We start from the raw sequence: 13,167 nt of genomic DNA on the forward strand, positions 1-13,167 counted from the left end.
CTTTCTATTGTAGCTAATTTAGAGAGAAAAAACCAGACCTGATATAAATTACTTAATCAACATCGATCGGGTGCTTCGCTGTTAAAGCCATTGCTTGCTGTTTAACGTCATCTAGATTTGCTTGATCTGTCGGTGCTTGTAACGCTTGCAAAATCAATTCAGCGACCTTAGTTGCATCAGCTTCGTCAAAACCACGGGTCGTAATCGCAGGTGTTCCCAACCGAATACCAGAGGTCTTGAAAGCCCCTAACGTCTCATTCGGAATCGCTTCTTTGTTGACCGTAATATAAACCGTATCTAACAGATCTTGTACTTGGCGACCGTTCAAACCAGACTTAGTGACATCAATCGTCATTAAATGATTGTCCGTGCCACCAGAAATAACCCGAACCAAGTCAGAGTCATTGAAGACCTTCGCCATTGCCTTGGCATTATCAATGATATGTTGGGCATAAACCTTAAACTCAGGCTGTAAGTCTTCGCCCAAAGCAATCGCTTTACCCGCAATTACGTGATCCAACGGCCCACCCTGATTGCCAGGGAAAACGGCTGAGTTGATCTTCTTGCCATACTTTTCTTTCGCTAAAATCATACCGCCACGGGGCCCCCGTAACGTTTTGTGCGTCGTTGTCGTAACCACATCAGCATATGGCACTGGATTAGGATGTAGCCCGGCCGCAACTAAGCCGGCAATATGAGCCATATCAACCATCAATAAGGCCCCAACTTGATCTGCAATCTCGCGAAACTTCTTGAAATCAATCAATCGACTATAAGCAGAAGCCCCCGCAACGATTAACTTTGGTTGAAAATCTTGTGCTTGTGCAAGAATTGCATCATAGTTTAATTCTTCGGTTTCAGGATCGAGCCCATAACCTTGAAAATCGTAAAGTTTACCAGAGAAGTTCACACTAGATCCATGTGTTAAGTGTCCCCCAGCATCTAGTGACATCCCCATCACCCGGTCACCAGGTTGAATCAGTGCCATATATGCAGCCGCATTGGCTTGGGAACCAGAGTGTGGTTGCACATTAGCATATTCCGCACCAAATAATTTCTTAGCCCGTTCAATTGCTAAGGTTTCCACTTGGTCAATGTATTCGTTACCACCGTAAAAGCGGTGACCCGGATAGCCTTCAGAGTATTTATTGGTCAGCACACTCCCCTGCGCTGCCCGGACGCCCTTTGAAACGATGTTCTCAGAAGCAATCAACTCAATATTATGTTGTTGCCGTGCCTGTTCCTTACTAATCGCAGCCCATACTTCTGGATCTTGTTCCTGGTAATTCATGAATAAATCTCCTCCATTTCGCAAGTGACAACTTTCGGGTTTTCCCGACTTGCAATCATTATACACTAAAATGAGTCTGACCGGCAGATTTATTTAATCGGTTCATGTAGGCAAGCCCAAGTCCTTTATTTTCAAAGGCTTGGCACAGAATATCTTTAATTTCCGTCTCAGTATCAAAGTGCCGCAAGCCCGCGAACAGCTCCCGGCTTGCCGATTGAATATCTTCTCCAAGCGAAAATTGTTCGCAATTAGCCGGAATTTGATTGTTAGTTAAAATATCATCTGTTGCCATAACGCCCATTGGCACATCTTGCTGGGCTGCCCACGCCAGCGCTTCTGGCCAATCTTCCGAACGATCAACGATATAAACTTGTGCGTTTGGCGCATAGTGCTTATATTTCATCCCTGGCGCCTTAGGAACTTCTTTAGCTCCGACATGGTGCAATTCGGTTTGAACTGGCATGCCAATGACCCGTTCGATTGCTTCAGGCGTTACGGCACCGGGCCGTAGAATTGCTGGTTTGTCGGTTGAAAGATCCAAAACTGTAGATTCAACGCCAACCTTCGTCGGACCATCATCCAGAATACCAGCAATTTTACCACGTAGATCATGCAATACGTGTTGCGCCGTCGTCGGACTCGGCTTACCAGATGTATTAGCGGATGGTCCCACGATAGGCGTTCCGGCCGCACGAATCAAAGCCAGGGTTGCCTCATTATCAGGATTACGGAAAGCCGCCGTCTGCAGCCCGCCAGTAACTTCCGGTGCCAACGCATCTGGTTTCAATTTAAAAATCATCGTCAGGGGTCCTGGCCAAAACGCCTTAATCAGCTTCTTGGCTGCTTCCGATAACGGTTGAGCAAACCGCTCAACCGTTTCCACATCAGCAACATGCACGATCAAAGGATTATCACTCGGGCGGCCTTTAGCTAAGTACACTTGCTTAACAGCATCCACATTTGTCGCATCGGCACCTAGCCCATAGACCGTCTCCGTTGGGAATGCCACTAACTGCCCCGCAGTTAACAACGCCGCAGCAGCCGGAATCTCCGCCGGCGTATATACTTTCGTTTCCATAATATATTCAAACCTCTACTTTATTATTAATTCATCGTTACTTTCATATAATATTCTTTATTATTTTTACATCACGGACTTAATCAATTGCTCATAAATTTACGCCGTACCTCCCAGGTTAAAAACAGCCCGCTTAGGATAAGACTCACATTTGAGATAACGCGGGTTATGCGCGAGCTCAAATCGACGACTGCGTTCACCCACCCCCGAAGGCCGGAATGGGACGCGGATTACAAACAGCAATCTACCTAATCGGCCCGCTTTTATCAGCATTCTCCAGGATAACGCGCAACTATTGCCGAGTCAGAGTCATTGCAACTCGCAGCATCCGATTGTGACCCGCCATGTCTTGTCGCAGCGTCACGGTCGCGTCGGGCATCGACTGCGCGAAAAGCGTCTGCAAGGCCGGTCCCTGATGGTAGCCGAATTCCAAGTATAAGCGACCGGTCGAAGTCAGATGATCGGCAACCGTCGTCGCTAACTGCTCGTAAAGTGCCAACCCATCGTGGTCAGCAAATAAGGCCGTTTGTGGCTCGTGGGCGAGGACGCTGGCGTCCATGACGTCTTTTTCGCTCGCAGCGATGTATGGCGGATTACTGACAATAATATCAAACGGCTGCGCAGATACGCTGGTCAATAGATCACTGTGAACCAGCTTAACATCTAAATGTAGGCGGTCCGCATTGGCTTTGGCAACTTGCAGCGCAGCGGTTGAAATGTCGCTGGCCGTAATCTCCCATGCCGGCCGTTCGTGTTTGATTGCCAATGCAATGGCGCCCGAGCCGGTACCAACGTCTAAGAGTCGAACTGGCGCTGTCGCTGGGACATCCGTCAAAATCCAGTCTACCAATTCTTCTGTTTCGACTCTAGGAATAAGCACTGCTGGATCAACTTGTAACGTGAGTCCATAAAACGGTGCGTCTCCGAGTACGTACTGCACTGGCTCACCAGCAACAACCCGGTCAATCCCCTGCTGATAAGCATGCCAAACAGCACTGGGTAGCGGCTCGCGGTAACGAATGAGTAATTGTGTCTGGTCTAGCCGACTCAAGCCCAATAACAGGAAGCGAGCACTATCAGTCGGCAACTGGGCCGTTTTTAGACAAAAAGAAGCCCACTGCTGGGCTTCAAAATAAGTGGGTTGAGTGGGCTTATTCATTAGTTAAGCGCTCCATTTTTTCAGCTTGATCAGCTAAAACGAGGGCATCAATAACTTCGTCTAACTCGCCGTTCATCACCCGGTCAAGTTTGTTGAGCGTTAACCCAATTCGATGATCCGTCACCCGATTTTGTGGAAAATTGTAAGTCCGAATACGTTCAGAACGGTCACCCGTCCCAACGGCTGATTTACGTTCAGCATCATATTCGTTTTGTTCCCGTGACTGATAGTAGTCGTAGACCCGTGCCCGCAAGATTTCCATCGCTTTGGCCCGGTTTTGCTGTTGCGAACGTTGGTCTTGCATCGAGACCACGATACCGGTTGGTAAGTGGGTCATCCGCACCGCTGAAGACGTCTTGTTGATATGCTGACCACCAGCACCAGATGAACGAAAGACATCGGTCCGAATATCTTTTTGATCAATATCAATGTCAACATCCTGCGCTTCCGGCATAACGCCGACTGTTGCAGTTGAGGTATGAACCCGCCCAGCTGATTCAGTCACTGGCACCCGCTGTACCCGGTGCGCGCCACTCTCATACTTCAGCTTAGAGTAGACCTTGTCACCAGAAATGATCAGAACGATTTCTTTAAAGCCACCAACTTCAGTTTCATTACGATCAGCCACTTCTACTTGCCAGCCTTGACGTTCTGCGTACTTCGAGTACATGTTGAACAGGTCCGCAGCAAACAAACTAGCTTCGTCACCACCAGCAGCACCGTGAATTTCCATGATGATGTTCTTGTCATCGTTAGGGTCTTTAGGCAACATCAATAACGTGATTTCATGTTCCAATTGATCCTTTTCCGCGTTAAGGTTCTTTAAATCATCTTTGACCATCGCGTTCATCTCATCGTCGAGCTTTTCATGAAGCAATTCGTCATTTTCTTCGATCTGACTCGTGACTTCCTTGTAGTGATTATATTTTTCAACCGTTTCACGAATATTACCCATTTCCTTAGATAACTTCATGAAACGTTGAGAATCCGAAATAACTTCCGGATCACTTAATAGTTCACCGAGTTCCTCATACCGATCGGCAACGGCTTGTAACTTATCAAAAAACTTATCCATTCTCAGTTAATCCTCACTTTGTTAATTTCGGCGGGTAAAAATAATGATGACGACAAACTGGGTAGTACGCCTCATTACCCCCGATTTGAACTTGTTCGCCTTCATAAACGGGCTGACCATCGTGGAACCGTAAATTCATAATTGCTTTTTTACGACAGAACCAGCAGATTGTCTTCATTTCTTCGATCTTGTCCGCATATAGCAGTAGGTACTTGCTACCTTCAAACAATTCGTTACGAAAATCATTCTTTAAACCAAACGTCATTACTGGAATCTTTAGCTCATCAACAATGTCAGCCAATTCTAGGACGTGATGCTTTTTCAAAAATTGGGCTTCGTCGATTAAAACGCACGCAGCATCCGGATTGGTTTGTTTAACGATCTCAAAAATATTGGTATCATCAAATACTGGCGTTGCTTCACGTTTAAGGCCAATGCGACTCGCAACATAGCCCACACCATCACGATTATCTAAGCCACTCGTTAAGATAATGACCGACTTATCTTGTTCCTCATAGTTATGGGCAACTTTCAAAATTTCAATGGTTTTACCACTGTTCATCGCGCCATATCGAAAAAATAACTGTGCCAAGCGACTCATTCCCCTTTTTTACACATTTCTAGTCAATTATAGCGGATTTGGCCGTGAATTTCAGCATTCTGTCATTAAAACTAATTAACGAATTGATAATATGCGGTTAAATGGCGGGAGTATCACTTTTCTTTTAGGGACGTTCAGTATAAAATACTTGAGAGTAGGACATTTTGTCCGGTAATTATGATTTTAATACCCGGTAGTTGGTCACACTGATCATTTCCCAGGTAAATCAAGAATTAGGGGTACCGATAACTTATGTCAATTAATAGTACATTAGCCACCTGGACGGGTAAATCCGCATATTGGTTTTTACACACCTTCCGTGGCGGTGGGAGCTCACTCCCCGGCAAGTTAGCGCTGAAGCTCGATCCAACGATTTTAAAGCATCTCGCTAAAAACTACGACGTCATCGTCATCACTGGGACCAACGGTAAAACGTTAACGACCGCCTTGACGGTCAAGGTTTTACGTGAACAGTACCCTGACATTTTAACCAATCCAAGCGGATCCAACATGAAGCAAGGTATCGTCACGACCTTTTTACGGGCACCTAAAGCGCACCAAAAGCCACTCGCAGTTCTAGAAGTCGACGAAGCTAACGTAATCATGGTCACCAAGTACATCACACCAAAAGCCTTTGTCTTCACGAACATTTTCCGTGACCAGATGGATCGATATGGTGAAATCTACACGACATATCAAAAAATCTTAGACGGGGTTGCTTTAGCACCTGAAGCGACAATTATTGCCAACGGTGATTTGCCACTCTTCAATGCCAAACAATTGCCTAATCCGATACTGTATTACGGATTTGACTACCAGCCCGACCATGACCAACAAGCGCCAGCAAATACGGATGGCCTGCTTTGTCCGCGTTGTCAGCATATTTTGCGTTACCATAGTCGAACTTATAGCAATATGGGCAAGTATTATTGTCCCCACTGCGGTTTTGAGCGTCCACAGTTGACATACAAATTAAACGCCCTAACCGCTATGACACCGACTAGCTCAGACTTTGAAATCAACGGTCAGGCCATGCATCTTAATATCGGTGGTCAATACAATATTTATAATGCGCTAGCTGCCTACGCGGTTGGGCGCTTCATGGACGTCACGCCGGCCAAAATCGCGCACGCCCTTAGCGACAACGATGAACAAGTCTTTGGTCGTCAAGAGACCTTTCACGTTGGCGAAAAGGACGTCACGCTGATTCTCGTCAAGAATCCAGTGGGCCTTAACCAAGTCTTGCAAACAATCAGCACCGATGACCGGCCATTCTCATTTGCCGCTCTGCTCAACGCAAACTATGCAGATGGTATTGATACTAGTTGGATCTGGGATGGTAATTTTGAAAAATTACCGGCATTGAATATTCCCGCCTATATTAGTGGCGGTGAACGTTATCGTGATATCACGTTCCGGCTAAAAGTTGCTGGCGTACCGGAAGATCAGTTAACCATTATTCCTGACCTGACCAACATGACGACCGCAATTCAAAAACTACCGACCAAGCAAGTCTACGTCGTCGCAACTTACACCGCGATGTTGCAATTACGAAAACAACTTGCTAGCCAAGGCATTATCGATGGGGGGATGGCTTAACCATGACTTATACACTACACGCCGCACACCTCTACGGCGATCTAATGAACACGTATGGTGATATCGGTAACATTTTAGCAATGCGCTACTATGCTAAAGCAGTGGATGCCGACATCACTGTTGACTTAGTTAGCTTGGATGATCGGTTTGACGAAGAAAAATATGACTTCGCCCTCTTCGGCGGTGGTCAGGATTACGAGCAAACGATTGTTTCCAAGGATTTACAAACGAAAAAAGACGCCTTGACCGCATATATCGAAGCCGGTGGCCCATTATTAGCAATCTGTGGTGGCTTTCAAATGCTGGGCCATTACTACATTGGGGCCCATGGTGAAAAGATCGCGGGTATCGGTGCCTTAGATCATTACACGCTCAGTCAGGATAACAATCGCTTTATTGGTAATATAACCATTGAGAACGCCGAAACCCACCAGACCTACTATGGTTTTGAAAACCACAACGGGATGACCTTCCTGGGCGAAGGTGAACGGCCCCTTGGTCAAGTGCTCCAAGGTAACGGCAATAATGGCAAAGATCAATCTGAGGGCGTTATCTACAAGAACACCTTTGGGTCTTACTTCCATGGTCCAATCCTTGCACGCAATGAAGCCCTCGCTAAACGAATCTTGAAACTGGCCTTACAACGTAAGTACCCTGAAGGCAACTTCGATGCACTGGATCAACTCAACGAAGACCTCACTAAAAACGTTATCGTGAAACCTTAAAACGTATCACTCAAAATCGCCACTGACTTAGTTACCAGCCAGTGACGATTTTTTAGTTTGATCCGTATTAATTGGTTACAATGATAATAGTTTTTGGAAGCCTTCTCATTAGTAAACCCCTTCAAGCTATAATAAATATTTATATACTTTCAGATAGTGATTATTAATAAACTGATACTATCAGTAGATACACAAAAAAAGATTGATATTGGCTTCCAACCAGTATCAATCTTTTTTATCCCATCAAGGGGTTAACTAATTATGCCTTAGCCCCAGGTTCTGAAGCAATAATTTGTAAATCGCCTTTCAATGTCCATTGTTTTACGTCAAATGGCAAGATAAAGTGGACGCCCTTACTCAATGGATAGTCTTGACCGTCAACGACAATGCTACCTTCACCATCAAGTACAGAGACTAACGTATAAGGTGCTGTTCCCCGGTTAAAAGTTGCTTGCCCATTTGTTAGCCGCCATTGCCAAACACCAAAGAATGGTGATTGGACGTATTTGGTCACCGTTGCATCCCCAACCTGGGTAGTCGTGATGTCAAGATCAGGGTCATGATGCGGAACGTTAGTTGTATCAATGGATTGTTGCAAATGCAGCTCGCGCTTCTGACCAGTGGTCTTGTCGACCCGGTCCCAATCATATAGCCGGTAAGTCGTATCAGAACTCTGCTGCGTTTCTAACACCATAATTCCCTTACCAACCGCGTGAATCGTTCCAGATGGGACATAAAGGAAATCGCCGGGCTTAACGGGCACTCGCCGTAATAGCTTATTCCATTCACCGTTGTTGATCCATTCAGCGAGCTGTTCACGGGTCTTCGCATGATGACCATAAATCATCGTTGCACCCGGTTCAGCCGCAATCACGTACCAGCATTCAGTCTTGCCAAGTTCGTGCTCGTGTTCAGCCGCGTACGCATCATCAGGATGCACTTGCACCGACAAATCTTCACTAGCATCCAAGATTTTCGTTAATAGTGGGAAGACATCTCCCTTAGCATCACCGAACACATCACGATGTTCTGCCCATACCCGATCCAGTGTCATGCCAGCGTACGGCCCATTTTCAACGGTCGCCGGACCATGCGGATGAGCTGAAATAGCCCAACATTCACCAGTATGATCACTGGGAATATCATAATTAAAATCATCATGTAATTTGGTACCGCCCCAAATTTTTTCATGGAACACCGGCTTTAAAAAGTATGGCTCACTCATAAGATCTACTCACTCCATTGTTGAATTTAATATCTAAATTTTAGCATAAATGAAAGCGGTTGTGAAACCGAAGTAGCTAATTTGTAACCGTATCCGCCAACCAAGCCGCAATTAACCGGCGACGTGCTGGAAGGAATACCGAATTATTTGCAACTGGATGCACCCGGTTGGATAAGAAAACAAGGCCCCGTTGCCGTTGACGGTCAAGCATCAGGAGCGTACCAGTATAACCAGTATGAAAAATCACCGGCAGTGTCTCATCAGAACGGTGCCAGAGGTTCCAACCAAAGCTCCGGCGTAAGTGTTGATTGGGCGTCCAATCTTGATACAAGCTTGCAATCGTAGCCTGTGATAGCACAGCTGGTACGTCGATTTGGCCGAGCATCAGTTGTGAAAACCGAACAAGGTCTGTCACACTGGCAAATAAACCGGCGGAACCACAGTGTTCACCTAAGACTCTGGCCTTAGGATCATGAACGATCCCCCGTAACAACCCAGTTTTCATGGAATACGTCGTCGGAACGGTTTGCGCTAGTTGAGGTTGAAAACTCGTGTGTGCCAACCCTAATGGCTGCAAGACGCGCTCAGTGATAATTGGCTGAATGGCCGCTCCAAGAATTCGTTCAATGACTTGCCCCATGATGATCAAGCCTAAATCCGTATAAACCACCCGATGATTGCGGTTACGCTCACTGATTGGTAGCTGTTGAATCGCGGCTAATAACGCATCCGCTGACAACGCATTCCGATTTGGAATATAACCACTCAGCCCACTTGTATGGGTCATTAAATTACGAACCGTGATCGTTGTGGACTGTAAAGTCGGTAGGTAGTCATGCACGGGGCGATCAATTTCAAGTTGCCCATTTTGCATCAACTGCATCGCCACGGTTGTCGTTCCCACGACCTTAGTAACCGAGGCCAAATCATACATCGCATCCGGCCATAATGGTTTGATCGTTGGTTTTATTTGAGCGACGCCCACTTGATTCGTGTGCCACTCAGCCCCATCGATCAAGGCATAACTCGCCCCTGGGATCACTTGATCTTGGACCATTTGGTTAATTAGTGCTGCGGTTCTACTAAAAGTTAACATTAATTTATTCATTCTCTCTTATTAGGATCATGATTCAAGTCGGGATTGACTGTGGCTAAACCGCCTTCAAGGTCAGTATCAACCAAGTAACCTGGCAAACTGTCCACGTTTTACCCTGACAATTTCTACGGATACAAACTGACCTGATTGCATCAACGACCTTCCCGAAGCTAGTGCTGACTTCCGAATAACCGCGGTAATGTGACCAACCAATAACTGATTAAAGCGGCCCCGCCAATGACGAGAAGCCATTGATTCGAGACAACCTGATGATTATACAGTAACGTACAGCCCACCAAAATTCCCGTGCTGACCCATTCAACTGTCTGCCAATGTCGATTACTCCACTTTATCATCTTGCCCAACTCCCTTTAATTTTAGCGTTTCTTCAGCAACTTTACATCACAATCAGCAATCTTAACCTAACCGTAACGTCCCCTTAGCCGAATAACTGTCGTTCCAATCATGCGTCTACTGATTAGACAGCATTTCTTACTATTCACAATACCACGTGCATCATGCGCACGCACATAAAAACGACTTTAGTTCCACCCGTATCACGGGTCTTACTAAAGCCGTCTTTTTATTCACACAAACAACACTGTACTTAGTCTAATTCAACTTTCTGGACCCAACCTTCAGGCGCTTCCCGATCGCCAAATTGAATTCCAGTTAATTCATCATATAATTTTTTCGTTACCGGACCAACTTCCGTTTCACTGTAGAACACGTGTAACTTGCCTTGATGTTCCAAGCCACCGATTGGTGAAATAACCGCAGCTGTCCCACAAGCCCCAGCTTCAGCAAACCGGTCTAAATCATCAATGTAGACGTCGCCTTGTTCAGTCTTCATCCCAAATTTATGTTCTGCCAAGTAGAGTAATGAATATTTCGTAACGGAAGGTAGAATTGATGGTGACTTGGGTGTCACAAAAGTGCCATCCTTAGTAATCCCGAAGAAGTTCGCTGAACCTACTTCTTCAATCTTACGATGTTCAACCGGGTCAAGATAAACACAGTCGGAGAAACCGTTGGCATGAGCTTCTTGACCTGGGAATAAGCTAGCCGCATAATTCCCACCAACTTTATAAGCCCCGGTTCCTTTATGGGCCGCACGATCATATTCGGACGTCGTAAAGTTGGTTGGCGTCATCCCGCCTTTGAAATAACTACCAACTGGCATGGCAAAGACCGTGAAGATGTATTCCTGAGCTGGATGAACACCAATGTTACCCCCAACCCCGATCATCAATGGCCGTAAGTATAAAGTCGCACCAGTTCCATACGGTGGCACGTAATCTTGATTAGCCTTAACAACCTGTTTAACAGCGTCCACAAACATGTCTGTCGGCACTTGTGGCATTAATAACCGTTCACAGCTGGTCTGCATTCGGGCTGCATTACGATCTGGCCGGAATAATTGAACACTACCATCTTTAGTGCGGTAAGCTTTTAAGCCTTCAAAGTCTTGTTGACCATAGTGTAATGCTGTTGAGCCTTCACTAATATGTAAAGTTGCATCTCCCGTTAATTCTTTTTTGTACCAAGCACCATCTTTCCAATACGCACGATAACGGTACGGAAGATTCCGATATTCAAACCCCAAGTTGTTCCAGTCTAATTGTACGTCTGCCATATGCTTCGACTTCCTTTATATGTAATTTTCCAAATTAATTAATTTGAATTTAATTAAAAGATTAATGGTTAATTAGAAGTTTGTCAAGGGCCCGTTAAACATTTCCAACGCTTTAAGATTTTTTTGGTATAATGAGTGTAAATTTAGCAAAGGACTGGTTTGTCGTGGCTAGTAATTCAGATTCAATTTATAACGTCATGTTTTATATCACCCATCACCCGACTGAAATTCAGTTTACCCAACCGGAATACACGAATGTCGTTCGGATGGGTGTCCCCGATCATATTAAGGTCGCTAACCCCGAAATTTATTTTCCTGACAACAAGCTATTAGTCAACCGATTTCAGGATGACTTTGTCGCTAAAAACGGCAACTTACTTGACTTCTTCTTCGATTACACAGAGAAAAAGGTCCCTAACTACCATGAAGTATGGGTTTCTTCGGCCCATTTACCAGCCAAACACTTATACTTCTTAGAGTTATCATTTGAGTAATTTAACGCACGTAACCTTTACGATCTATTTGGAATCAAATTTAACAATCAAAAAATCACCACCTGGATGAACATAATCCAGGTGGTGATTTTTTAATTACTTTACAAGCGTAAAATGCAGCCGACTTAGAACTACGGGTTCGTCCCGTCATAACCTCGAATAGTGAGCTTTACTTGACTAATCAAAGTCCAGTCGCGCTCATAAAACGTTACTTAGTCATAAAGATATACAAGTCAGACGTGGAGACACCAATCGTGAAGCGAACGCCCTTAGAGGTAATCGGATCGATTGTCGTCGTACTACCACTATTATCCTTGGTTTCCTTCTGGAACTGTTTCATAACCTTCTTGGCATTGGCGCCCGTTGTTGTCGTCATCAAAGCAAACGCCGTCCCAAAGTTCTTCTGGCGGGTCTTGTTCTTAAAGGCCTTGGTTGGAACAATCATCGCTGCCCCTAATACGTCACCCTTCTGAACATTTAGCCGGATCTTATAATCCTTAGTTGTTAACACGTTCTTAATGCCATCACTTGGCATCTTCGTCGGTAACAATTGCGACTTGACCTGCTTTTTCGCCGTTGCCATTGCCGCTTCGACCTGCTTCTGAGTCGTTTGCAAACTAGCTGCTTTGGTCTTGAGCTGCGCCGCAGCAGTTTGTTGGGCCTGGAGTGTCTTAGCACCCGTGGCAGCCGCCGTACCGCCAGCCTTGATTTGGGCCTGGGCTTGCTTGACTTTGGCTTGGATCGTTGCTTGTTGCTTTTTAAGGGCTGCACCCTCAGTTTGCAACTTCTTAGCCGCCTGTTGATCAGACTTGCTGAGTTTAGAAGCAATCAAAGCCTGATTGTAAGTCGTCGCCATCTTTTGATAGCCAACTAGCTTCTTGGCGCCCTTTACGTGCACCGTCGTGGTATCCGAACCGGCCTTAATCTTCACCGTTTGGCGGGTCGTCTTGGTCGGAACTTGAATAACAAACGTATGATTACGCACCGTCGCCGTCTTCGTCTGACCACCGTCAAGCTGATAATGAACCTTTTTAACGTTGGATTTTCCTTTGACGGCCGCTACTAACCCGTTCGGCTTGTATGTGGTTTTAGTCGTTGATAAGGTTGTCTTGCCACAGCCCGCTAATAAGAACGTTAGCGCACCCGCAGTAACGGCAACCATTGCTGTTTTCCGGAACAATTGACACC

13 protein-coding genes are annotated in these 13,167 nt (G+C 45.7%); 3 read left to right on the forward strand and 10 right to left on the reverse strand.

Annotated features, from left to right (window positions below; all coding sequences use genetic code 11):
- Positions 1 to 52: 52 nt before the first annotated feature.
- The 5 genes from glyA to E5260_RS10305 all read right to left on the reverse strand — a co-directional run bounded on the left by glyA (position 53) and on the right by E5260_RS10305 (position 5,195).
- Positions 53 to 1,291, reverse strand: a complete 1,239-nt coding sequence (glyA, locus tag E5260_RS10285) for a serine hydroxymethyltransferase (RefSeq protein WP_003641436.1) — start codon at positions 1,289 to 1,291, stop codon at positions 53 to 55.
- A 58-nt stretch (positions 1,292 to 1,349) separates the two neighbouring features.
- Positions 1,350 to 2,369 carry an L-threonylcarbamoyladenylate synthase gene (locus E5260_RS10290; RefSeq protein WP_003641435.1) on the reverse strand — a complete coding sequence of 340 codons (1,020 nt, stop codon included), beginning with the start codon at positions 2,367 to 2,369 and terminating at the stop codon, positions 1,350 to 1,352.
- 292 nt (positions 2,370 to 2,661) lie between these two features.
- A complete protein-coding gene (gene prmC / locus E5260_RS10295) occupies positions 2,662 to 3,528 on the reverse strand; it encodes a peptide chain release factor N(5)-glutamine methyltransferase (RefSeq protein WP_003641434.1) in 867 nt (288 codons plus the stop codon).
- On the reverse strand, positions 3,521 to 4,603 hold the full coding sequence (gene prfA, locus E5260_RS10300) for a peptide chain release factor 1 (protein ID WP_003641433.1): 1,083 nt from the start codon (positions 4,601 to 4,603) through the stop codon (positions 3,521 to 3,523). Before prfA ends, prmC begins: the two co-directional genes overlap by 8 nt.
- Before the next feature lie 13 nt (positions 4,604 to 4,616).
- Positions 4,617 to 5,195, reverse strand: a complete 579-nt coding sequence (locus tag E5260_RS10305; protein WP_003644660.1) for a thymidine kinase — start codon at positions 5,193 to 5,195, stop codon at positions 4,617 to 4,619.
- Positions 5,196 to 5,456: 261 nt separating this feature from the next.
- Here E5260_RS10305 and E5260_RS10310 point away from each other — a divergent pair, with 261 nt between their 5' ends.
- A complete protein-coding gene (locus tag E5260_RS10310) occupies positions 5,457 to 6,803 on the forward strand; it encodes a Mur ligase family protein (protein WP_003641431.1) in 1,347 nt (448 codons plus the stop codon).
- Positions 6,804 to 6,805: 2 nt separating this feature from the next.
- Positions 6,806 to 7,528, forward strand: a complete 723-nt coding sequence (locus E5260_RS10315; RefSeq protein WP_003641430.1) for a type 1 glutamine amidotransferase — start codon at positions 6,806 to 6,808, stop codon at positions 7,526 to 7,528.
- Between the two features lie 259 nt (positions 7,529 to 7,787).
- Here E5260_RS10315 and manA read toward each other — a convergent pair whose 3' ends face one another.
- The 4 genes from manA to E5260_RS10335 form a co-directional block, all read right to left on the reverse strand.
- Entirely contained in the window at positions 7,788 to 8,753 is a 966-nt protein-coding gene (gene manA / locus E5260_RS10320; RefSeq protein ID WP_003641428.1) for a mannose-6-phosphate isomerase, class I, read from the reverse strand.
- A 76-nt stretch (positions 8,754 to 8,829) separates the two neighbouring features.
- Complete coding sequence (locus tag E5260_RS10325; RefSeq protein ID WP_003644662.1) at positions 8,830 to 9,849, reverse strand: serine hydrolase domain-containing protein; 1,020 nt, start codon at positions 9,847 to 9,849, stop codon at positions 8,830 to 8,832.
- A gap of 170 nt (positions 9,850 to 10,019) precedes the next feature.
- A complete protein-coding gene (locus E5260_RS10330) occupies positions 10,020 to 10,205 on the reverse strand; it encodes a hypothetical protein (protein ID WP_003641426.1) in 186 nt (61 codons plus the stop codon).
- Positions 10,206 to 10,456: 251 nt separating this feature from the next.
- On the reverse strand, positions 10,457 to 11,485 hold the full coding sequence (locus tag E5260_RS10335; RefSeq protein WP_003641425.1) for a branched-chain amino acid aminotransferase: 1,029 nt from the start codon (positions 11,483 to 11,485) through the stop codon (positions 10,457 to 10,459).
- Between the two features lie 131 nt (positions 11,486 to 11,616).
- Between E5260_RS10335 and E5260_RS10340 the strand changes: the two genes are divergently transcribed.
- Positions 11,617 to 11,979: a hypothetical protein gene (locus E5260_RS10340; protein ID WP_003641424.1), complete on the forward strand. Its 363-nt coding sequence runs from the start codon at positions 11,617 to 11,619 to the stop codon at positions 11,977 to 11,979.
- A 208-nt stretch (positions 11,980 to 12,187) separates the two neighbouring features.
- Here the strand turns inward: E5260_RS10340 and E5260_RS10345 are convergent, their stop codons facing one another.
- Positions 12,188 to 13,159 (reverse strand): hypothetical protein, encoded by a 972-nt coding sequence (locus E5260_RS10345; RefSeq protein ID WP_003641423.1) that lies wholly within the window; start codon positions 13,157 to 13,159, stop codon positions 12,188 to 12,190.
- Positions 13,160 to 13,167: the final 8 nt, after the last annotated feature.

Source organism: Lactiplantibacillus plantarum, from assembly GCF_014131735.1.
GTDB classification, from domain to species: Bacteria; Bacillota; Bacilli; order Lactobacillales; family Lactobacillaceae; genus Lactiplantibacillus; species Lactiplantibacillus plantarum.

What these genes read in the sequence shown, in the direction of transcription:
- glyA (WP_003641436.1), bottom strand. Translation starts at nt 1,291, where the DNA reads ATGAATTACCAGGAACAAGATCCAGAAGTATGGGCTGCGATTAGTAAG.
- E5260_RS10290 (WP_003641435.1), bottom strand. Translation starts at nt 2,369, where the DNA reads ATGGAAACGAAAGTATATACGCCGGCGGAGATTCCGGCTGCTGCGGCG.
- prmC (WP_003641434.1), bottom strand. Translation starts at nt 3,528, where the DNA reads ATGAATAAGCCCACTCAACCCACTTATTTTGAAGCCCAGCAGTGGGCT.
- prfA (WP_003641433.1), bottom strand. Translation starts at nt 4,603, where the DNA reads ATGGATAAGTTTTTTGATAAGTTACAAGCCGTTGCCGATCGGTATGAG.
- E5260_RS10310 (WP_003641431.1), top strand. Translation starts at nt 5,457, where the DNA reads ATGTCAATTAATAGTACATTAGCCACCTGGACGGGTAAATCCGCATAT.
- E5260_RS10315 (WP_003641430.1), top strand. Translation starts at nt 6,806, where the DNA reads ATGACTTATACACTACACGCCGCACACCTCTACGGCGATCTAATGAAC.
- manA (WP_003641428.1), bottom strand. Translation starts at nt 8,753, where the DNA reads ATGAGTGAGCCATACTTTTTAAAGCCGGTGTTCCATGAAAAAATTTGG.
- E5260_RS10325 (WP_003644662.1), bottom strand. Translation starts at nt 9,849, where the DNA reads ATGTTAACTTTTAGTAGAACCGCAGCACTAATTAACCAAATGGTCCAA.
- E5260_RS10330 (WP_003641426.1), bottom strand. Translation starts at nt 10,205, where the DNA reads ATGATAAAGTGGAGTAATCGACATTGGCAGACAGTTGAATGGGTCAGC.
- E5260_RS10335 (WP_003641425.1), bottom strand. Translation starts at nt 11,485, where the DNA reads ATGGCAGACGTACAATTAGACTGGAACAACTTGGGGTTTGAATATCGG.
- E5260_RS10340 (WP_003641424.1), top strand. Translation starts at nt 11,617, where the DNA reads ATGAGTGTAAATTTAGCAAAGGACTGGTTTGTCGTGGCTAGTAATTCA.